This is a genomic window from Pseudomonas sp. GP01-A4 (assembly GCF_058780865.1).
Genome location: NZ_JBYSWF010000007.1, coordinates 112,007 through 131,937 on the forward strand (window position 1 = coordinate 112,007; position 19,931 = coordinate 131,937).

Here is a 19,931-nt window from a genome sequence, read left to right on the forward strand (position 1 = left end):
TACCTGTTCCTGCCTCCTTGAGTGGTCATCGTGTCCAGACTTTTTCCCGTTTTTGTCGTATTTGTCACCAGTTTGCTGCTTGCCGGTGCCGCTCAGGCGGAGGTTCGGGTGCTGACCAGTATCAAACCGTTACAACTGATTGCTGCTGCTGTGCAGGATGGCGTGGCGATTCCCGAGGTATTGCTGCCGCCGGGCGCTTCGCCGCATAACTATGCGTTGCGCCCTTCCGACGTACGGCGCGTGCAGTCGGTGGACCTGCTGTATTGGATCGGCCCGGACATGGAAAGCTTTCTGCCGCGTGTCTTGAAAGGCCGCAGCTTGCCTACGGTGGCGGTGCAGGACCTTCCGGGAATGAAACTGCGTCGGTTCGCCGAAGATAGCCACTCCCATGCTGAAGATGCCGACGAACATGATCATGACCATCGCCCGGGCAGCCTGGATGCGCATTTGTGGCTGTCGACGGTCAACGCCCGGGTGATTGCGAACCGCATGGCGGCGGATCTCAGCGCTGCCGACCCGGCGAACGCCGAGCGTTACCAGAGCAACGTGAAGGCCTTTGATGGCCGTATGGATGCACTGGACGCGCGCTTGAAGGCACGTATGGCGGACGTCGCCGGCAAGCCGTACTTCGTGTTCCATGAAGCCTTCGATTACTTCGAAGATGCCTACGGGCTCAAGCACACCGGAGTGTTCAGCGTGGCCGCAGAAGTGCAGCCGGGTGCCCAGCATGTGGCAGCGATGCGTACGCGTTTGCAGGAAGTGGGCAAGACTTGTGTGTTCAGCGAGCCGCCGTTGCGCCCGCGCCTTGCGGAAACGCTGGTGGCGGGTTTGCCGGTGAAGCTGGCGGAGCTGGATGCGTTGGGCGGCTACACGCCGGCCTCCGCCCAGGGGTATGAGCAGGTGCTGGAGAAGCTGGGGAATGACCTGGCTGGGTGCCTGGAGTCGCTCTGACAGACGCCGCATAACCACTGTGGGAGCGGGCTTGCTCGCGAATGCGGTGGATCAGTCAGCGCATCTGGTGACTGAAACTCCGCATTCGCGAGCAAGCCCGCTCTCACATTTTGATCGCGTACGATCTTTACAGCGCGAACGGCAGCGGGGTCTTGACCTGCTGGCGTTGCGCCAGGCGCACCTGAAACTCGCGCGGGTCGTGAATCAGCACGTCCTGCCCGGCGAACGATTCAGCCGCAATCAGGCGTGACAGCCAGAACCGCACACAGGCCACACGCAGCATGGTCGGCCACAGCTCTGCTTCCTTGGCGGTGAACGGCCGCAAGCCCGCATAAGCCCCCAGCAACGCCCGTGCCCGTTGGCCGTCGATCACGCCGTCGGCGTCCGAGCACCAGTCGTTCAGGGCGATCGCCACGTCGTACAGCATCGGCCCCGAGCAGGCGTTGTAGAAGTCGATCAGCCCGGTCAGGTGCGTGCCTTCGAACATCGCGTTGTCGCGAAACAGGTCGGCGTGGATGTTTGCCCGGGGCAGCGTGAGGATCTGCGCCTTGTGCGCCTCGATCTCGTCCAGCGCGGCTTGCAGCAGGCGCTGTTGTTCTGTGTCGAGGTGCGAAATCAGTTGCGCGCCTTCGCTGAGCATCCAGTCCAGCCCGCGATCGGTCTTGCGTTCCAGCACCTTCTCGCCTTGGGTGGCGAGGTGCAGGTGGCCGAGCAATTCGCCCACTTGCACGCAATGCTGGGCGTTGGCGTCCTTGATGTGCTTGCCCGCCAGGCGCGGTTGCAGCAGCGCCGGTTTGCCCGCCAACTCGCGCAAGGCCACGCCGTCGGTGGTACGCAGGGCGTAAGGCACTGGCAAATCAGCGTCGTGGAGCACGTCCAGCAGTTCGATGAAGAACGGCATTTCCTGCACGGGGCCGCGCTCGACCAGGGTCAGGACAAATTCGCCCTGTTCCAGGCTGATAAAGAAATTGGTGTTTTCACTACCAGCGGCAATCCCCTGGAAATCAAGCAGGCGGCCGAGCCCGTAAGGGGCAAGAAAGGTTTCCAGCTCGGGCCGAGCCAGGGGGGTGAACACAGACATGGTTAAAACTGCCGTTACGGGCGCTGCGGGGAGCAGCGCCGATTAAAGTTAAGAAATCATTTCCATTCGAAGATCTTCCATGACGGGATCAGCATATCCGGCTGGTCAGAGCGGATGAAGTTCGCATCGGTTCCGTCCGCGCGCACCAGGAAGTAAGGCGGAAAGCCTTTCTGGGTCACCTTGATCGCGTACAGGAAACCATTCTGGCGGTATTCCTGAATGGTCTTGTCGCCTTCCGTGCGAATGGTGACTTCCGGGTCGCCCGAAGGGGCAGTATCTGCCGCCATGGCCACCATCGGAGTGAGTGCAATCAAGCCGGTCAACAACAGGCGATTTACTGTACGCATGATAACCTTGTCCCTTTGTCGTCATTGGTCCGGCTATTCTAGCGCCTGACCCGCCGAAAAGGTTGATCCTGCTCATGAGCCAAGCCCCCCTCGTCCTGGTGGACGGTTCTTCTTACCTGTACCGCGCCTTTCACGCGCTGCCGCCGCTCACCACTTCCAAAGGCCTGCCTACCGGCGCGGTCAAGGGCGTGTTGAACATGCTCAAAAGCCTGCGCAGGCAATACCCGAACAGCCCGTTCGCGGTAGTGTTCGACGCCAAGGGCGGGACATTTCGCGATGAGCTGTACGCCGAATACAAGGCCAACCGCGCGAGCATGCCCGATGACATGCGCGTGCAGATCGAGCCGCTGCACCAGAGCGTGATCGCCCTGGGCTTCCCGCTGCTGTGCGTCGAAGGCGTCGAAGCGGACGACGTGATCGGCACCCTGGCCCGCAGCAGCGCGGCCGCCGACCGTCCGGTGGTGATTTCCACCGGCGACAAGGACATGGCGCAGCTGGTCGACGGGCACATTACCTTGGTCAACACCATGACCGGTAGCGCCATGGACGTTGAGGGCGTGAAGGAGAAATTCGGTGTCGCTCCCGAGCAGATCATCGATTACCTCGCGTTGATGGGCGATTCGTCCGACAACATCCCGGGCGTTCCGGGCATTGGTCCGAAGACGGCTTCCGGCCTGTTGGTTGGTGTAAATGGCGGTTTGAAAGAGCTCTACGAGCAGCTCGATATCGTGCCGACCTTGCCGATTCGTGGTGCCAAGACCCTGGTTGCCAAACTGGAAGAGCATAAGGCGAGTGCGTTCCTGTCCTACGAGCTGGCGACGATCAAGATCGACGTGCCGCTGGACGTGGGCCTGGATGATTTGCACCTGATCGAGCCGGATCGCGAGAAGCTGCTGGAGCTGTATACGCTGCTGGAGTTCAAGAGCTGGATTGACGAGATTCAACGCGATGCCAAGCGCGTCGAGTTGAGCGCTGCTCCTTCGGCCGCGGTCGCCGAGGAAGCGGTTGAGGTGGTCGCGCCGGTTTCTGTGGAGCCGGTGTACGAAACCATCCTCACCCAGGCCCAGTTCGATGTCTGGCTGAAGAAGCTCAACGACGCCAAGCTGTTCGCCTTCGATACCGAGACCACCGGGATCGACGCCCAGAAAGCGCAACTGGTGGGTGTGTCGTTTGCCGTGCAGGCCCATGAAGCAGCCTACATTCCGCTGACCCACTCCTACATCGGCGCGCCGGAACAGCTGGATCGGGACACCGTGCTGCTGGCCCTGAAGCCGTTGCTCGAAGACCCGGAAAAACTCAAGGTCGGCCAGCACGCCAAGTTCGACATGAACATCCTGGCCAACTGCGCCATCGGTGGTGACCCGGCACACGGCATCACTGTACGCGGCATTGCCTTCGACACCATGCTTGAATCTTATGTGCTGAACTCCGTGGCGACGCGCCACGACATGGACAGCCTGGCGAAGAAGTACCTGGACCACGACACCGTCAGCTTCCAGGACATCGCCGGCAAAGGCGCCAAGCAGCTGACCTTTGACCAGATTGCCCTGGAGCAAGCCGGCCCTTACGCGGCGGAAGACGCGGATGTGACCCTGCGTTTGCACCAGGAACTGCACAAGCAGCTTGCCGCTATTCCTTCCCTGGCCAGCGTATTGTCCGACATCGAGATGCCGCTGGTGCCCGTGCTGGCGCGCATTGAGCGTCAGGGCGCCCTGGTGGATGCCGCCTTGCTGGGCATCCAGAGCATCGAGCTGGGCAACAAGATGGTAGACCTCGAGCGCCAGGCGTATGAAATCGCCGGCGAGGAATTCAACCTGGGCTCGCCCAAGCAGTTGGGTGCGATTCTCTACGAGAAACTCGGGCTGCCGGTGTTGAAGAAGACCGGCAAGGGCCAGGCCTCGACGGCCGAGGAAGTCTTGGCCAAATTGGCTGAAGATGACTACCCACTGCCGAAAGTGCTGATGCAGTACCGCAGCATGAGCAAGTTGAAAAGCACCTACACCGACCGTTTGCCGGAGCAGATCAATCCGCGCACCGGTCGCGTGCACACCTCCTATCACCAGGCCGTAGCAGCAACCGGGCGCCTGTCCTCCAGCGATCCAAACCTGCAGAACATTCCGGTGCGTACCGCTGAAGGCCGGCGTATCCGCCAGGCATTTGTCGCGCCCAAGGGCTACAAGCTGCTGGCGGCGGACTACTCGCAGATCGAGCTGCGCATCATGGCGCATTTGTCCAAGGACGAAGGCTTGCTGAATGCGTTCCGCGACGACCTGGACGTGCACACCGCCACGGCGGCCGAAGTGTTCAAGGTTGAGTTGACCGAGGTCACGTCCAATCAGCGTCGCAGTGCCAAGGCGATCAACTTTGGCCTGATCTACGGCATGGGCGCCCAAAAGCTGGGCAAGGACATCGGCGTCGACACCAAGACTGCCAAGGCTTACATCGATGTGTACTTCGCCCGTTACCCGGGGGTGCGCGAGTACATGGAGCGCACCCGTGCCCAGGCGGCTGATCAGGGTTATGTGGAAACCCTGTTCGGGCGCCGCCTGTACCTGCCGGAGATCAATTCCAACAAGCCTCAGGAGCGTGCTGGCGCCGAGCGTACGGCAATCAACGCGCCGATGCAGGGCACTGCGGCCGATATCATCAAGAAGGCCATGGTCAAGGTCGACAACTGGCTGACGGACTCGGGCCTGGACGCCAAGGTCATCCTTCAGGTGCACGATGAATTGGTGCTGGAGGTGCGTGAGGACCTGGTGGCTGAAGTCAGCGCGAGGATTCGTGAACACATGAGCGAGGCGGCAAAGCTGGATGTGCCGCTGGTGGTAGACGTCGGCGTGGGCGACAACTGGGACGAAGCGCACTAAGCCTGGGGCCTGGGCCGCGGCATCATGCCGCGGCAGCGCTTTAGATCGGAAAACGCGGCGGGTTATTTCCAATAGTTTTTTGAACGTGCCGGAACTTAACCCGTGAATTGCTACTCAGAGTTACTGAATGGGTGGTGAAGCCCTTCAATGCTCCTATGTTGTGTTAAGTGTTGGCAGATATCTGGACCCCGCCCTAGCGGTCCGGAACTTGGACCCCGAACTTCCCCTCCCCATACGAAGTCCGGGGTTTTTTTTGCCCCGAGTTTTTACTCGGCGGCTTCCGAACCCTTGTCAGCCAGTTCCATCCAACCTGCCAATACAGTGTAGGCATCTTCCAGGCCCATGCGTTTTGGCGCCGAGAACAACTGGATAGTCACCGCATCACCCCAACCCTTACGGATTTCTGCCTGCACTTTGAGCAGGGTGTTTTTCGCTGCGCCGTAGGTCAATTTGTCGGCCTTGGTCAGCAAGACGTGCATCGGCATGCCGCTGGCGACGGCCCAATCGAGCATCAACAGGTCGAAGTCGGTCATTGGATGACGGATGTCCATCATCAGAATCAAACCCTTCAAACTCTCCCGGCCACCCAGATACGCTTCGAGGTGACGCTGCCAGTGCAGCTTCAGCGGGATAGGTACTTTTGCATAACCGTAGCCCGGCAGGTCGACCAGACGCCGATCATCGTCTAGCTTGAAGAAGTTGAGGAGCTGTGTGCGCCCCGGGGTTTTCGAGGTGCGGGCCAGGCTGGCGTGGGTCAGGGTGTTCAGCGCGCTGGATTTGCCGGCGTTGGAACGGCCGGCGAATGCGACTTCGAAGCCTTCGTCATCGGGGCATTGGTCGACTTTGGCGGCGCTGAGCATGAAGGTGGACTGTTGGCACAGGCCGAGGATGGGATTCTTGAGTTGCATGAGTTTTCCGATGTGGGCGGTGCCGGGAATAGGTGCGGCAAGCGGTGTCGTTTCCGTTTCAGTAGCGCCAGTATATAATGCCGCAGATTTTGTGTGTGCTTTGTCCCAGCGAAGGATGAAGTTCACGGGAGCGATAGACCTTTATTGCGCATTAGAACGCAAAACGCTCTCAAACCCTGAAAAGGTCGATGTATGACCAAGTGGCTGCTGGCCTTCGGTTTCTTGATGCCACTTTACAGTGCGCAGGCTACACAGGAACCGGAGGCTGTGTACAACCGCTTTTGCGGGGCCTGCCATGCCGGACAGCTGCCCAACGCCCCTGGACGGGGTGACCAGGCAGCCTGGAAGCCAAGATTGGCTCAAGGTATGGACACGCTGGTGCAACACGTGACCCAGGGTTTCAAGGCGATGCCGCCGCGTGGTTTGTGCATGGACTGCAGTACCGAGGATTACCATGCCGTCATTCAGTTGATGGTGAGTGAACCCGGTCCATAACTCTTTAACCCTTAGCCGTAGTTGGATTAGCTGATGAACAAACTGATCGTGAGTCTGCTGTTGACCCTGGGCATCACCGGTGTTGCCCATGCCGCAGGCGACGCCACTGCTGGCCAGGCGAAAGCCGCCGTATGTGGTGCTTGCCATGGACCGGACGGTAATAGCCCGGCGCCTAACTTTCCAAAACTGGCCGGCCAGGGTGAGCGTTACCTGACCAAGCAGATGCACGACATCAAGGACGGCAAGCGTACGGTCCTGGAAATGACCGGCTTGTTGACCAACCTCAGCGATCAGGACCTGGCGGATATCGCGGCGTATTTTGCCAGCCAGAAAGGCAGTGTGGGAGCTGCTGATGCGAAACTGGTGACCCGCGGTGAAGAATTGTTCCGCGGCGGCAACCTGGAAAAAGGCATGCCTTCCTGCATCGGTTGCCACTCGCCTAACGGCGCAGGCCTTGCTGCTGCGGGCTTCCCGCACTTGAGCGGGCAGCATGCCCAGTACATCGGCAAACAGCTGACAGACTTCCGCGAAGGCAATCGCACCAACGACGGCGATACCAAGATCATGCAGAGCATCGCCGCGAAACTCAGCAACAAGGACATCGAAGCCGTGTCCCAATACATCCAGGGCCTGCACTAAGTGCCCCGGCTACGTTAACGCTCGATTAATCCGTCGATGCAAGCATAAAAAGGGTGGCCCAGGCCGCCCTTTTTTGTGGCCGGTGCCGTTACACTAACGAACTCATGCCCGCGTAGACCTGTCACAACAAAGGTCGCGTGAGGCGACTTTATTTGTCCAGGAGTAAAGCATGCGTAATCTGATCCTCAGCGCCGCTCTCGTCACTGCCAGCCTTTTCGGCATGACCGCACAAGCTGCCGATAATGTGCCGCTTGAAGCCGGTAAAACCTACGTTGAGCTGGCCAATCCTGTGCCGGTTTCCGTACCGGGCAAGATCGAAGTGGTGGAGCTGTTCTGGTATGGCTGCCCGCATTGCTACGCTTTTGAGCCAGTCATCAATCCGTGGGTCGATAAGCTGCCTCAGGACGTGAACTTCAAACGTATTCCTGCCCTGTTCGGCGGCCCATGGGACGCCCACGGCCAGCTGTTCATTACCCTGGACACCATGGGTGTAGAACACAAGGTTCACGCGGCTGTGTTCAATGCCATCCAGAAAGAAGGCAAGCGCCTTGTGAAGCCTGAAGACATGGCCGATTTCGTCGCCACTCAAGGCGTCGACAAAACCAAGTTCCTGGAGACATTCAACTCGTTCGCTGTGAAGGGCAAGATGGCCCAATACAAGGAACTGGCCCAGAAATACGGCGTGCAAGGCGTACCGACGCTGATCGTCAACGGCAAATACCGCTTTGACATCGGCAGTGCCGGCGGCGAAGAGCAGGCGCTGAACGTGGCCGACCAATTGATCGCCAAAGAGCGCGCAGCCAAGTAAGGGGCCCGTCATGCGTCGCTGGGGTACTGAACGTGTCGTTGGCCTGCATGACCCGAAGGTCAACGAACATCACCTGGAATCCACGGGCCTGCCGGCTGACAGTCGGTTGCGCCTGCTCAGTTTCAATATCCAGGTGGGTATCAGTACCGAGAAATACCGGCATTACCTGACCCGTGGCTGGCAGCACCTGCTGCCCCACAATGGGCGTGCCGGCAATCTGCAAAAGATCGGCGACCTGCTGGGTGACTTCGACCTGGTAGCCCTGCAGGAGGCCGATGGTGGCAGCCTGCGTTCCGGCTACATCAACCAGGTCGAGCACCTTGCCCAGCTCGGTGCCTTTCCCTACTGGTATCAACAACTCAATCGCAACCTCGGCAAACTCGGCCAGCACAGCAATGGTGTGCTCAGCCGTCTGAAACCGTGGGCGATCGAGGACCACCCGTTGCCTGGCCCGAAAGGCCGCGGTGCAATTCTCGTACGGTTCGGCGAAGGGCCGGAAGCATTGGTCGTGGTGATGATGCACCTCGCATTGGGCGCTCGAACCCGAACCATGCAGTTGGCCTACATCCGTGAGTTGATTGGCGGCTACAAACATCAGGTGCTGATGGGTGACATGAACACCCATGCCACAGACCTGCTACAGAATTCCCCGTTGCGCGACCTTGGGTTGCTGGCGCCGCAAGTCGAAGCCACGTTTCCCAGCTGGCGTCCGCAGCGTTGTCTTGATCACATCCTGCTCAGCCCGACCCTGACACTCGAAAGTGTGCAGGTACTGGCGCAGCCCATCTCCGATCACCTGCCCGTCGCGGTAGAGATTCGTCTGCCGGGTTCGCTCACGGCTGATGCATTGCCCGCGTTGAGCCCCGGCCCTCGCGGACCCCTTGCATGAGCGACGACGCCCAGCGTTGGAAAGAGAAATACCTTAAAAGCGTCGAGCAACAAGAAAAGCTCGAGCGTCGCTGGGCCGCCCGCCTCGACCTGCTGCGCCGTGGGCTGGTGCGCAGCACCCTGGCGGCAGAAGGGACCGACCGGGCGGTTGACCAATGCATGAAGGAAATGCGCGATGTGGTGCGCACCGACGACATGGACGCCGCCCTCGCTGCATTGCTGCCGCGCCTGGAAAAGGCCGTGCTGGATTCGGAGCAGCGCCGCGAAACCCGGGTTGACCAGATCGGCAGCGCGTTGACGGCCCTGGTCACTCAGTTGCAGAAACTGCCCTTGCCACGGGACGTGAGTCGCCCGCTGAAGGCTTTCGCCAAGCAGCTGGACGGTCGGGTTGGCCAGGCGCGGGAGATCCCGCTGTTGCTGAGTGAGCTGAGCGGCCTCCAGGGGCAGGCGTTGAGTAACCTGGAGCCGGAGGGCGAAACCAGCCGTTCGAGCCCGGGGCTGTTGCAGCGTCTGTTTGGCACCAAGGACGCAATCGACACGCCGGAGGTTGAAGCGCCCACGCCATCCCGCCCGGCTTCTCCGGCGCCTGCTGCGCCAAAGCCCAGCCCGGTGGGTGAAGTTGAAGCGCCGGCGCAATCGGCAGAACTGGCCCAGGCGCTGCGGGCTTTTGCACCGCAGCCGAAGGTCCCGGCCCCCATCGGGTCGCCCCCTGAGCCGGTATCGCCAGTAGAGGCTACCGACGCTGTCAGCGAAGCAGTGCCTGTTGTTCCGGCCGTCGCGGTCACAGCGCCTGTCGTCGAGGCACCCGCTACGATTATCGAAACGCCAGAACCCGAGCAACCGATCGAAGCGGAGGTTGAGCTCGAGAGCGCTCTTGCCGCCATGGTCGAGGTGCCAGAGGTGCAGGCCCGTGAGCCGGAGCGGACAGAGATCGGCAGTCTTTCCCTGCCCCCGGTCCTGGCCGATGAACCGCAAGAATCGCCCGAGCAGGCAGAGCTGAACCCAGACGAGCTGCAAGCGGATCAAGCCTACGCCCTGCCCGACACCCCCGAGCCGTCTTACAGTTCGGTGGCCAAGCACATCGAAGATACCCTGCTCGGCTTACTGGAAGACCTCTCGCTGCCCGAGCGCCATCGGCCCCAGGCCGAAGCCATGCGTGAACGCCTGGCCCACGGATTGAACTGGTACGAATTGCTGCCGATCCTCGATGACCTGGCGGTGTTGATGCTGGCGATCACCGACAGCGGCCAGCACGAGTTTGAAGCCTACCTCAAGCAACTCAACGATCGTCTCGAGGCGTTCCAGGGGCACCTGCAGGTCGCCAGTGACGGCCACGCCGACAGCCGCTCGGCGGCCAGGGAACTGGATACCCAGATCCGCGAACAAGTGGATGGTTTGCAAACCAGCATGCAGGACGCCGCGGACCTCGACAGCCTCAAGCACGTGCTGGAGAGCCATCTCGAAGGGTTGCTGGGCACCATGGATGAACACCGCCACCAGCGTGACCAGCGCGAACAGGAAGTGGCTGCACGGCTCAAGGGCCTGGCCGAACGGGTCGCCAATATGGAGCAAGAGGCTCAGGGCTACCGTGAACACCTTGAGGTTCAGCGGCAAAAAGCCCTGATCGATCCGCTCACCGGACTACCCAACCGCGCTGCCTGGAGCGAGCGCCTGGAGCAGGAGGTCAACGCCTGGCACCAGCGTGGAAACAACCTGTCACTGGCGATGCTGGACCTCGATCACTTCAAGCGCATCAACGACGGCTATGGTCATCTGGCGGGCGACAAGGTGCTGAAGATCATCGCCACGGTGCTTCGCAAACGCCTGCGGCCGAACGACTTCATCGCGCGTTTTGGCGGTGAAGAGTTTGTGCTGCTGATGCCCAACTCGTCGCTGTCCGATGCGTTGGCGGTGGGCGAAACCCTGCGTGCAGCCATCCAAGCCTGCCCGTTTCACTTCAAGGGCGAGCCTGTGACGATTACGGTGTCCATGGGCATGGCACAGTTTCAGCCGGGAGAACGCAGTGACCTGGCGCTCAAGCGCGCTGACGAGGCGTTATATCGTGCCAAGGCGGCGGGGCGTAACCAGGTGCAGGCGGCCTGACCGGAAATGTTCCATTTTGTTTAAAACATCGCATTTGGCCGCCTGGCAGCAAACGGTACGTTACACTGTTGCATTATCGTCTTAAGCGTACTATTTGCTGCCATGAAACTTCTGTGTTCTGCCTTTCTGTTTCTCCTGCTCGCCGGTTGCGCGAGCGGCCCTCGCCTGGACACCAGTCATCCGTCGGTGAACCACGACAATCGTGTGCAGTTTGTCGTCGTGCACTACACCTCGGCGTCCCTTGAGCGCTCCCTGGCGCTGTTGACCCATGGCCAGGTCAGCAGTCATTACCTGATCGGTGATGACGCCTCGGCCACCATCTATAAGCTCGTGGATGAAAGCCAGCGCGCCTGGCATGCCGGAGAAAGTGAATGGATGGGCCGCACCTGGCTCAACTCCAGCTCCATCGGGATCGAGATCGTGAACCCGGGTTATCGGGATTTGCCGACGGGCCGCGTCTGGTATCCCTATTCCGAAGCGCAGGTGCAGTCGCTGGTGGTGCTGCTCAAGGACATCAGCAAACGCAACGGCATCGACCCGCGAAACATCATCGGCCATAGCGACATTGCCCCGCTGCGCAAGCTGGACCCGGGGCCGTTGTTCCCCTGGAAGCGCCTGGCGGATGAAGGGCTGGGCATGTGGCCGGACGCCAAGGCGGTGGCCCGTTACCAGGTGCAGTACGCAGCCGATCTGCCGAGCATTACCTGGTTCCAGGAAGAGTTGGCGAAGCTGGGCTATCCGACGCCGCAGACGGGCGAGCTGGATGTGGCGACGCGGCATGTGGTGGCCGCGTTCCAGATGCATTTCCGGGCGTCGCTTTTTGACGGGACACCGGATGCCGAAAGTGCTGCGATCCTGCGGGCGTTGAATCACCAATAACGGTTGGCGCGTTGGTCCTACAGGGGCAACGCCATGTAGAACTGCGTCCCCTGCCCCGGCCGCGAATACACCCCCATGCGGCCACCGTGCAATTGCACGATCTCCTTGCACAGCGCCAGGCCCAGCCCGGCGCCGCCTTTCTTGCGGCCTACCTGCACAAACGGTTCGAAGATTCGTCCCTGCTGGCCGTAGGCAATGCCTTCACCGTTGTCTTCAACGCTGACAATCACCCGTTCGCCATGACGACGCGCCTGCAAGCGGATCTGCCCACCGTCGGCTGTGTGCCGCAGGGCATTGCCCAGCAAATTGTCGAGCACCCTTTCCAGCTGCGCTCGATCGGCATGCAACCTCGGTAGCGGGGATTGTTCCTCAACCAGCAGCTCGATGTTCTGCGCATTCGCCTGCTCCGCGAAGCGGGCGCGGGCATGTTCGAGCAGGTCGCTGATGTCACACGGGCCCAGGGTGAGTTTCTGCAAGCCATTCTGGTAGCGCGAGAAGTTGAGCAAGTCGTTGATCAACTGCATCAGGCGCTGCATTTCCTCGTTGACCGTATCCAGCAGGTCCGCTTCGCGCGACTCCGCAGGAAACTTCGCCCGTTCCCGGAACAAGCCGAAGGCCATGTGCATGCCCGTCACCGGCGTGCGTAATTCATGGGACGCGCGCAATACAAACTCACTGCGCACTCGTTCAAAGGCACGCTGCTCGGTAACGTCATGCAGCACCATCACCGCGCCCAGAATGTGCCCCTGGGTATGGCTGACCGGCGTCAGGCTGTACGTCAGCAGGCGCAGCTCACCCTCAACCTCTACTTCCAGGTCTTCAGGTGCGCGCTCCAGGTTGCCGCCGCGCAGTACCAGTTGCAGCTGTTCATCCAGTTCCGGGCGGCCCAGGGCGTCGCCAAGGCCTTGGCCCAGGCGATTCTCGTCCCAGCCGAGTTGACGTTGTGCCACCGGGTTAAGGTGTTCCAGGCGACCCTGGCGGTCGATCATCAGCAGGCCGTCGTCGATGCTGTCGAGCACCGCCTGCAGGCGTTGTTGCCCGGCCAGCAGCTCATCGACATTGGTTGCCTGATGCTGGCGCAACGCCTCGGCCATGATGCCGAAGCGTCGGGTCAGCAGGTTCATTTCCGCTGCGGATGAAATGGGCAGCGTGACTTCGAAGTTGCCCTGGCCGATCTTGTCGGCGGCCTTGGCCAGCGCTTCGATCGGCCCGCCGAAGCGTCGGGCGATACCGTGGGCGGTAACGAAACCGATGATCAGCACCGCCAGGCCGACCAGGCCCAGCAGGCCGGCAATCAGCAGCGCACGTTCACGGGACTTGTGTTCGGTATCGTTGATGTTATCCAGGGCTTTCTTGTGCTCGGCGATCAGGCCGTTGCGCAGGATGTTGAAGCGTTTGGTCAGCTCGTCGTTGTTGCGCAGTTGCGGCGGAGCATTCTCCTTTTCATCGAACGCCTCGAGAAAGCTCAGGTAATTGGTCTTGGCCTGGGTAAAACCGCTGGTTACCGCGTCCTTTTGTTCGTGGTCGATACCTTGCTGCAACAGGGCGAAATAGCGTTGCTTGGAGTCTTCCAGCGCAGCGGTATTCGGCTGTTCATTGAGCATGATCATCAACTGGTCGCCGAGGGTCTGCCGAAGCTTGAGCCCCAGGTCCAATGTGATGAAGTTGCTGCGAATCAACGATTCCTGGGTCTTGGCCATTTGCATGACGCTCACCAACCCCAGCAGCAACCCCAACAGGGCGACGGTGATCAGCGCGGAAATACTCAGGAACAACCGAGTGCGCAGGGTCATCGCAAGCTTCATAGGTTACAGCTCACAGGTTGTATTGTTTGCGTTTGCGGTACAGCGTCGACGCATCAATGCCAAGGGTTCGGGCCGCCTGGTCCAGGGTGTCGCTGGTGGCCAGCACGGCACCGATATGCGCCTTTTCCAGTTCATCCAGGCTCAACGCCGCACCGATACGCGGGGCATTGTTGGTCGGCTGCTCGGCCATGCCGAGGTGGCTGATCTCAACTTTTTCCTGCGGGCAGATGATGCTGGCCCGCTCAACCACGTTGCGCAGCTCGCGGATGTTCCCCGGCCAGCGGTAGTTGAGCAGTGCCTCACGGGCTTCATCGCTGAAGCCGCGCGCCGGCCGCGCATATTCCTTCACGAAACGCGCCAGGAAGCGGTCGGCCAGGGTCAGGATGTCTTCGCTGCGTTCGCGCAGGGGCGGCAGGTGCAAGGTGATGACATTCAGGCGATACAGCAGGTCTTCGCGGAAACGACCATCGCGAACCATGTCTTCCAGGTTCAGGTTGGTAGCGGCGAGGATTCGCACATCGGCACGGCGAGTCACCGGGTCGCCGACGCGCTCGTATTCCTTGTCCTGGATAAAGCGCAGCAACTTGGGTTGTAAAGTAAGCGGAAAGTCGCCGATCTCGTCGAGAAACAAGGTGCCGCCATCGGCCTGGTTGACGCGGCCCAGGGTGCTTTCGCTGGCGCCGGTAAACGCACCACGGCTATGACCGAACAACTCGCTTTCCATCAGTTCCGCCGTCAGGGACGGGCAGTTGATGGTGACACAGGATTTTTTCGCGCGTTTGCTCCAACCGTGGATCGCCCGGGCCAGTTCACCTTTACCGGTGCCGGACTCGCCGAGAATCAGGATGTTGGCATCAGTGCCCGCCACCTGGCGTGCGGTTTCCAGCACCACCATCATCGCCGGGCTATGGGAGTCGAGGCCGTCCTTGGGTTGGCGCACTGCGCCTTCCAGGGCTTCCAGGCGTGCCGACAGCTGGCGCACTTCCAGCTGTTTGGCCGTGGCCAGGCGCAATTGATCGGGGCTGCAAGGCTTTACCAGGTAGTCGGCCGCGCCGGCCTGAATCGCATCCACGGCGGTGTCGACGGCCGAGTGGGCCGTGACGATCACCACGCGCATCCACGGCGCCTGGATACGCATTTGCGCCAGTACGTCCAGGCCGTTGTCTTCGCCCAGGCGCAGGTCCAGGAAGCACAGGTCAAACACCTGGCGTTGCAACAAGGCATCGGCCTGGGCGGCGCTGTTGGCGGTGGCTACGGTGTAGCCTTCATCTTCCAGGCAGTAACGGAAGGTGCGAAGGATCGCGGATTCGTCATCCACTAAAAGAATGCGGCCTTGAAGTTCCTTGGCTGATTCCATCTGTCCCGCGCTCCCTTAAGAATGAATGATGTTGTTTAGTCCCGGAATAATCGGGCAAGTTGCATGGTTTATTCTGATTGATTAAAGCCGTCACCGCGCAGCTATCTGCGCTTCTTCTTACAAAGACTCCCACAAGAGGCGTTTTTGTCTCCCTCTTGCCACTTCGGCAGTCGAACGTTGCCTTCCTATCCCTTGATCCGACCAGTGACCATCGTGCATTTCGCACGGCAAGGATAGGGGCATCGTGCAGGATGCTCGTGGTGTCAAAGCGCTTTTGTTTTTAACTTATTGATTTTATTGGGTTTTATTTTGTTAAAAAACTGGCACGCAGGCTGCAATACACCTCATACGAGTTTCATCTACGAATAATCAGAATGCGGGAGAGATACAGCATGACTCGCCAAAGCCTGACCCAACTGCGTGTATCGCCACTGCGCCTGCAACAAGGGCTGTTTGCCAGCCTGGCCCTGATGGTGACCTTGATTGGCGGTCAGCAATTGGCGCATTGGCAGCAGAGTCAGCAACAAGTCGTGCAGTTTGAACGTCCGATGATGACCCAGACCCATTTCCGCTCCGTCGGCAGCACTGCCGCCGATGTGACAACCCCGCAATTGGCGGCGGTTGAACAGGACTCCACCCTCGGCGACCTGCCATCGCAGGAACGCTGGGTGTTCTAGGCAATACACGGTCCTCGAATCGAGCGACCGCAGGCACTACCGCTGTTACCCCTAAAAGAAGCGTAAGGAGAATCACCATGTTGAGTTGGGCAATCACATTTCTGATCATCGCCATTGTGGCTGCAGTCCTGGGCTTCGGTGGTATCGCGGGCACCGCCACGGGTATCGCCAAGATTCTGTTTGTGGTCTTCCTGGTGATGTTCATCGCTTCCTTCTTCTTTGGCCGTCGTGGTCGAGGCTAAGCATGTTCAACTCGTCCCTTAAAGTCCTGGCTGCCGCCCTGTTGTTGGGCGGCAGCGGCTTGGTGCTGGCTGCCAATGATGGCCAGTCCCGAGCCAACGAACTGCTGAGTGCGGACCCGCAGTACCGCGAGACCTGGCAGAGCGTGGTCAAGAAGGAAGAGCGCCTGCCTGAATGGGTGATGAACCTGTCGGGTAGCGCTGAACAGATGAATGCCGTTGAAGAGGATGGTGACAAGTACTTGGTCGGGCCGCTCTGTGAAACCGCAGACACATGCCTGAACAAGCGCCTGATCGTCGCTTTCAGCTTCGACAAGGAAGATGCTTACGCGATGTTGGTAGAAGTCCCGGCGGGCTTGCCCGCGGACAAATCGCCAACGCGGCACGCCGACTACCGTTTTCTTGGCAAGCCGGACGAAGGCATGCAAAAGCTGCTGATGGAACAGCTCAAGAAAGATCCGAATTGGTACTAGGTTCGGTCTGACGACGCTGTCGTCTACCGGCTTAACGTCCATAGAAAGAAGCGCCGTGCTTCTTTCTGTTTGCATCGCCCGACAAGGGTGGTGCATGACCAGGGGGCCGGGTTGCTCTGATCGTTTGGATCGGCGTGACCTACGGGGACAGGGAGTGCCTGCGCAAGGGCCGGGTCAGGTGAAAAGCTGCGACGCAAGTTCCCAAGCCGATGGTTTGTGGAACTTGCGACGGGCTTGCGGCTCCTATGCCCGCTTCTGTCATGCCGCCCATAGCGGCAATTCTCCTTTTTGCGTCCGCCCAACCATTTCTTGGTGTTTCCGCGTGACCATCTATCGAGAAAGTTTGTCTCCTGCCAGACGAGTTTTTCGATGGTATGCGTAGGAATTTTCAGGGGTTTTCAACCGCGACCGTAGATTTTCAAAAAACCCTGCGCGAGCCTGAAATGGCCGGTTCGCGGCATTTATGCCTGCCGAAATGTCGTATTCGAACTGACCGTTCAGACAGAAAAACTCAAAAAAACTCATGCCGATTCGGCATAGGGTAGGCGTTTACGGCATTAGACGTCGCCTCCTTGCATCGGAATAGTTGCGCCTTTTTTCGCCTGCCAGTGAGCCATATCGGCCAACTGCGGTGACCTTCTACGGGGGCAGATGCACACACTTTTTCGCTCTCGAGCGTTCCAGCTGCTGGCGCATCTGCCTGAGTCCACTTGAAGTAAGGGTAATGACATGAAGAAGGCAAAGCTAAGCCTCGCCTGGCAGATCCTCATCGGTCTGGTGCTGGGGATTGCAATCGGTGCGGTGCTTAACCATTTCAGTGCTGAAAAGGCCTGGTGGATCAGCAACGTGTTGCAGCCCGCTGGCGATATCTTTATCCGCCTGATCAAGATGATCGTTATCCCGATCGTGATTTCGTCGCTGATTGTCGGAATCGCCGGTGTTGGCGATGCGAAAAAGCTCGGCCGGATCGGCGTTAAAACCATCCTTTACTTCGAAGTGGTCACCACCATTGCCATTGTGGTCGGCCTGTTGCTGGCCAACCTGTTCCATCCGGGTACCGGCATCGACATGAGTACCCTGGGTACCGTCGACATTTCCAAATACACGGCCACTGCCGCCGAGGTCCAGCACGAGCACGCGTTCATCGAGACGATCCTCAACCTGATCCCGTCGAACATCTTCGCCGCCGTGGCCCGTGGCGACATGCTGCCGATCATCTTCTTCTCGGTGTTGTTCGGCCTCGGCTTGTCGAGCCTCAAGCCTGAATTGCGCGAGCCCCTGGTGACCATGTTCCAGGGCGTGTCCGAGAGCATGTTCAAAGTCACCCACATGATCATGAAATACGCCCCGATCGGTGTATTTGCCCTGATCGCGGTGACCGTCGCCAACTTCGGTTTCGCCTCGCTGCTGCCGCTGGCCAAGCTGGTGATTCTGGTTTACGTCGCCATCCTGTTCTTTGCTTTTGTGGTGCTGGGCCTGATCGCCCGCCTGTTCGGTTTCTCGGTGATCAAGCTGATGCGCATCTTCAAGGATGAGCTGGTGCTGGCCTACTCCACTGCCAGCTCTGAAACCGTGCTGCCGCGTGTGATCGAGAAGATGGAAGCCTACGGCGCGCCGAAGGCGATCTGCAGCTTCGTGGTACCGACCGGCTACTCGTTCAACCTCGACGGTTCGACCCTGTACCAGAGCATCGCGGCGATCTTCATCGCCCAGCTGTATGGCATCGACCTGTCGATTGGCCAGCAACTGATGCTGGTGCTGACCCTGATGGTCACCTCCAAAGGCATCGCCGGCGTGCCGGGCGTGTCCTTCGTGGTGCTGCTGGCGACCCTGGGCAGCGTGGGCATTCCGCTGGAAGGCCTGGCGTTCATCGCCGGTGTCGACCGCATCATGGACATGGCCCGTACCGCACTGAACGTGATCGGTAACGCCCTGGCCGTACTGGTCATCTCCCGCTGGGAAGGCATGTACGACGATGCCAAGGGCGAGCGCTACTGGAACTCCCTGCCGCACTGGCGCACCAAGCAAGTGCTGCCGGCCGGCGAGACCACTCGCGGCTGACCGCCATAACTGGCTCCTACACAAACCCCGGAAAATCCGGGGTTTGTCGTTTCTGCCAGCCCCGCTATCATTCGCCCCATCTTTCGGGGGATTCAACTGATGCTCAATGGCCTGTGGCTTGGCTTCTTTATCGTGGCGATGGTGTCTGCGCTGGCGCAATGGCTGATCGGCGGGAATGCCGGGATCTTTGCGGCCATGGTGGAAAGCATTTTCGCCATGGCCAAGCTGTCGGTCGAGGTGATGGTGTTGCTGTTCGGCACCCTGACCTTGTGGCTGGGCTTCCTGCGTATCGCCGAGAAAGCCGGGATCGTCGACTGGCTGGCCAAGGCCCTGGGGCCACTGTTCCGGCGCCTGATGCCGGAAGTGCCTGCCGGTCACCCGGCCATCGGCTTGATCACGCTCAACTTCGCCGCCAACGGACTGGGCCTCGATAACGCCGCTACGCCCATCGGCCTCAAGGCCATGAAGGCGCTGCAAGAGCTCAACCCTATCCCCAATACCGCCAGCAACGCGCAGATCCTGTTCCTGGTACTCAACGCGTCTTCCCTGACCCTGCTGCCGGTCACCATCTTCATGTACCGCGCCCAGCAAGGTGCGGCGGACCCGACGCTGGTGTTCCTGCCGATCCTGCTGGCCACCAGCGCCTCGACCCTGGTGGGTCTGTTGTCGGTGGCGGTGATGCAACGCCTGCGGCTGTGGGACCCGGTGGTGCTGGCGTATCTGATTCCGGGTGCGCTGGTACTGGGTGGCTTCATGGCCTTGCTGGCGACGCTCTCAGCCACTGCGCTGGCGGGGCTGTCGTCGATCCTCGGCAACCTCACGCTGTTCGGGCTGATCATGTTGTTCCTGGTGATCGGCGCGCTGCGCAAGGTCAAGGTCTACGAGGCGTTTGTCGAAGGTGCCAAAGAGGGCTTCGACGTTGCCAAGAACCTGCTGCCGTACCTGGTGGCGATGCTGTGTGCAGTGGGCGTGTTGCGGGCGTCCGGCGCGCTGGATTTCGGCCTGGAAGGCATTCGCCACGTGGTGGCCTGGACCGGCATGGACACGCGCTTTGTCGATGCGCTGCCGACCGCGATGGTCAAGCCGTTCTCCGGCAGTGCGGCGCGGGCGATGTTGATTGAGACCATGCAGACCCAGGGCGTGGACAGCTTCCCGGCGCTGGTGGCGGCGACGATTCAGGGCAGCACCGAGACCACGTTCTATGTGTTGGCGGTGTACTTTGGCTCGGTGGGAATCCAGCGGGCACGGCATGCGGTGGGGTGTGCGTTGTTGGCGGAGTTTGCTGGTGTGGTGGCGGCGATTGCGGTGTGCTACTGGTTCTTCGGCTAAGACCTGAATTCCTGTTGCGAGGGA

At 60.2% G+C, this 19,931-nt stretch carries 18 protein-coding genes; 13 read left to right on the top strand and 5 right to left on the bottom strand.

The window, feature by feature from the left end; genetic code table 11:
- Positions 1-21: 21 nt before the first annotated feature.
- On the top strand, positions 22-951 hold the full coding sequence (locus AC3WKX_RS07270; protein ID WP_008439631.1) for a zinc ABC transporter substrate-binding protein: 930 nt from the start codon (positions 22-24) through the stop codon (positions 949-951).
- Positions 952-1,078: 127 nt separating this feature from the next.
- On the opposite strand, the gene AC3WKX_RS07275 is transcribed toward AC3WKX_RS07270, so the two are convergent.
- Positions 1,079-2,032, bottom strand: coding sequence for a homoserine kinase (locus AC3WKX_RS07275; RefSeq protein ID WP_008439633.1), 954 nt, complete (start codon positions 2,030-2,032; stop codon positions 1,079-1,081).
- A 56-nt stretch (positions 2,033-2,088) separates the two neighbouring features.
- Positions 2,089-2,379, bottom strand: a complete 291-nt coding sequence (locus tag AC3WKX_RS07280; protein WP_003214814.1) for a DUF2782 domain-containing protein — start codon at positions 2,377-2,379, stop codon at positions 2,089-2,091.
- 74 nt (positions 2,380-2,453) lie between these two features.
- On the opposite strand from AC3WKX_RS07280, the gene polA reads away from it, so the two are divergent.
- Positions 2,454-5,246 (top strand): DNA polymerase I, encoded by a 2,793-nt coding sequence (polA, locus tag AC3WKX_RS07285; RefSeq protein ID WP_102604424.1) that lies wholly within the window; start codon positions 2,454-2,456, stop codon positions 5,244-5,246.
- A 266-nt stretch (positions 5,247-5,512) separates the two neighbouring features.
- Here polA and yihA read toward each other — a convergent pair whose 3' ends face one another.
- Entirely contained in the window at positions 5,513-6,154 is a 642-nt protein-coding gene (gene yihA, locus AC3WKX_RS07290) for a ribosome biogenesis GTP-binding protein YihA/YsxC (protein ID WP_003214811.1), read from the bottom strand.
- Positions 6,155-6,346: 192 nt separating this feature from the next.
- Here yihA and AC3WKX_RS07295 point away from each other — a divergent pair, with 192 nt between their 5' ends.
- The 6 genes from AC3WKX_RS07295 to AC3WKX_RS07320 all read left to right on the top strand — a co-directional run bounded on the left by AC3WKX_RS07295 (position 6,347) and on the right by AC3WKX_RS07320 (position 11,966).
- On the top strand, positions 6,347-6,649 hold the full coding sequence (locus tag AC3WKX_RS07295; RefSeq protein WP_003214809.1) for a c-type cytochrome: 303 nt from the start codon (positions 6,347-6,349) through the stop codon (positions 6,647-6,649).
- 33 nt (positions 6,650-6,682) lie between these two features.
- The gene (locus tag AC3WKX_RS07300; protein ID WP_102604423.1) at positions 6,683-7,288 is read left to right on the top strand and encodes a c-type cytochrome; all 606 of its coding nucleotides are present in this window, start codon (positions 6,683-6,685) and stop codon (positions 7,286-7,288) included.
- A 169-nt stretch (positions 7,289-7,457) separates the two neighbouring features.
- Positions 7,458-8,096 (top strand): thiol:disulfide interchange protein DsbA/DsbL, encoded by a 639-nt coding sequence (locus AC3WKX_RS07305; protein ID WP_063033700.1) that lies wholly within the window; start codon positions 7,458-7,460, stop codon positions 8,094-8,096.
- 10 nt (positions 8,097-8,106) lie between these two features.
- Positions 8,107-8,985: an endonuclease/exonuclease/phosphatase family protein gene (locus tag AC3WKX_RS07310; RefSeq protein ID WP_087694547.1), complete on the top strand. Its 879-nt coding sequence runs from the start codon at positions 8,107-8,109 to the stop codon at positions 8,983-8,985.
- Entirely contained in the window at positions 8,982-11,087 is a 2,106-nt protein-coding gene (locus AC3WKX_RS07315; protein ID WP_102604422.1) for a GGDEF domain-containing protein, read from the top strand. The genes AC3WKX_RS07310 and AC3WKX_RS07315 overlap by 4 nt, the downstream gene beginning before the upstream one ends.
- A gap of 102 nt (positions 11,088-11,189) precedes the next feature.
- On the top strand, positions 11,190-11,966 hold the full coding sequence (locus AC3WKX_RS07320; RefSeq protein ID WP_003214798.1) for an N-acetylmuramoyl-L-alanine amidase: 777 nt from the start codon (positions 11,190-11,192) through the stop codon (positions 11,964-11,966).
- A gap of 17 nt (positions 11,967-11,983) precedes the next feature.
- On the opposite strand, the gene AC3WKX_RS07325 is transcribed toward AC3WKX_RS07320, so the two are convergent.
- Together AC3WKX_RS07325 and algB are read right to left on the bottom strand one after the other, a co-directional pair.
- Positions 11,984-13,771, bottom strand: a complete 1,788-nt coding sequence (locus AC3WKX_RS07325) for a KinB sensor domain-containing domain (RefSeq protein ID WP_008439641.1) — start codon at positions 13,769-13,771, stop codon at positions 11,984-11,986.
- A 10-nt stretch (positions 13,772-13,781) separates the two neighbouring features.
- Positions 13,782-15,128, bottom strand: coding sequence for a sigma-54-dependent response regulator transcription factor AlgB (gene algB, locus AC3WKX_RS07330; protein WP_003214793.1), 1,347 nt, complete (start codon positions 15,126-15,128; stop codon positions 13,782-13,784).
- A 392-nt stretch (positions 15,129-15,520) separates the two neighbouring features.
- Between algB and AC3WKX_RS07335 the strand changes: the two genes are divergently transcribed.
- The 5 genes from AC3WKX_RS07335 to AC3WKX_RS07355 all read left to right on the top strand — a co-directional run bounded on the left by AC3WKX_RS07335 (position 15,521) and on the right by AC3WKX_RS07355 (position 19,907).
- Complete coding sequence (locus AC3WKX_RS07335; RefSeq protein WP_087694545.1) at positions 15,521-15,805, top strand: hypothetical protein; 285 nt, start codon at positions 15,521-15,523, stop codon at positions 15,803-15,805.
- Between the two features lie 77 nt (positions 15,806-15,882).
- Entirely contained in the window at positions 15,883-16,047 is a 165-nt protein-coding gene (locus tag AC3WKX_RS07340) for a DUF1328 domain-containing protein (protein ID WP_003170804.1), read from the top strand.
- A gap of 2 nt (positions 16,048-16,049) precedes the next feature.
- Positions 16,050-16,517, top strand: coding sequence for an inhibitor of vertebrate lysozyme family protein (locus tag AC3WKX_RS07345; RefSeq protein WP_102604421.1), 468 nt, complete (start codon positions 16,050-16,052; stop codon positions 16,515-16,517).
- Positions 16,518-17,246: 729 nt separating this feature from the next.
- Positions 17,247-18,578, top strand: a complete 1,332-nt coding sequence (gene gltP / locus AC3WKX_RS07350) for a glutamate/aspartate:proton symporter GltP (protein WP_017477988.1) — start codon at positions 17,247-17,249, stop codon at positions 18,576-18,578.
- A 99-nt stretch (positions 18,579-18,677) separates the two neighbouring features.
- Positions 18,678-19,907, top strand: coding sequence for a nucleoside recognition domain-containing protein (locus AC3WKX_RS07355; protein ID WP_003214785.1), 1,230 nt, complete (start codon positions 18,678-18,680; stop codon positions 19,905-19,907).
- The last annotated feature ends 24 nt before the right edge of the window (positions 19,908-19,931 follow it).

What these genes read in the sequence shown, in the direction of transcription:
- AC3WKX_RS07280 (WP_003214814.1), bottom strand. Translation starts at nt 2,379, where the DNA reads ATGCGTACAGTAAATCGCCTGTTGTTGACCGGCTTGATTGCACTCACT.
- AC3WKX_RS07315 (WP_102604422.1), top strand. Translation starts at nt 8,982, where the DNA reads ATGAGCGACGACGCCCAGCGTTGGAAAGAGAAATACCTTAAAAGCGTC.
- AC3WKX_RS07335 (WP_087694545.1), top strand. Translation starts at nt 15,521, where the DNA reads ATGACTCGCCAAAGCCTGACCCAACTGCGTGTATCGCCACTGCGCCTG.
- AC3WKX_RS07300 (WP_102604423.1), top strand. Translation starts at nt 6,683, where the DNA reads ATGAACAAACTGATCGTGAGTCTGCTGTTGACCCTGGGCATCACCGGT.
- AC3WKX_RS07355 (WP_003214785.1), top strand. Translation starts at nt 18,678, where the DNA reads ATGCTCAATGGCCTGTGGCTTGGCTTCTTTATCGTGGCGATGGTGTCT.
- AC3WKX_RS07345 (WP_102604421.1), top strand. Translation starts at nt 16,050, where the DNA reads ATGTTCAACTCGTCCCTTAAAGTCCTGGCTGCCGCCCTGTTGTTGGGC.
- AC3WKX_RS07310 (WP_087694547.1), top strand. Translation starts at nt 8,107, where the DNA reads ATGCGTCGCTGGGGTACTGAACGTGTCGTTGGCCTGCATGACCCGAAG.
- AC3WKX_RS07295 (WP_003214809.1), top strand. Translation starts at nt 6,347, where the DNA reads ATGACCAAGTGGCTGCTGGCCTTCGGTTTCTTGATGCCACTTTACAGT.
- AC3WKX_RS07305 (WP_063033700.1), top strand. Translation starts at nt 7,458, where the DNA reads ATGCGTAATCTGATCCTCAGCGCCGCTCTCGTCACTGCCAGCCTTTTC.
- AC3WKX_RS07275 (WP_008439633.1), bottom strand. Translation starts at nt 2,032, where the DNA reads ATGTCTGTGTTCACCCCCCTGGCTCGGCCCGAGCTGGAAACCTTTCTT.
- yihA (WP_003214811.1), bottom strand. Translation starts at nt 6,154, where the DNA reads ATGCAACTCAAGAATCCCATCCTCGGCCTGTGCCAACAGTCCACCTTC.
- AC3WKX_RS07340 (WP_003170804.1), top strand. Translation starts at nt 15,883, where the DNA reads ATGTTGAGTTGGGCAATCACATTTCTGATCATCGCCATTGTGGCTGCA.
- algB (WP_003214793.1), bottom strand. Translation starts at nt 15,128, where the DNA reads ATGGAATCAGCCAAGGAACTTCAAGGCCGCATTCTTTTAGTGGATGAC.
- gltP (WP_017477988.1), top strand. Translation starts at nt 17,247, where the DNA reads ATGAAGAAGGCAAAGCTAAGCCTCGCCTGGCAGATCCTCATCGGTCTG.
- polA (WP_102604424.1), top strand. Translation starts at nt 2,454, where the DNA reads ATGAGCCAAGCCCCCCTCGTCCTGGTGGACGGTTCTTCTTACCTGTAC.
- AC3WKX_RS07320 (WP_003214798.1), top strand. Translation starts at nt 11,190, where the DNA reads ATGAAACTTCTGTGTTCTGCCTTTCTGTTTCTCCTGCTCGCCGGTTGC.
- AC3WKX_RS07325 (WP_008439641.1), bottom strand. Translation starts at nt 13,771, where the DNA reads ATGAAGCTTGCGATGACCCTGCGCACTCGGTTGTTCCTGAGTATTTCC.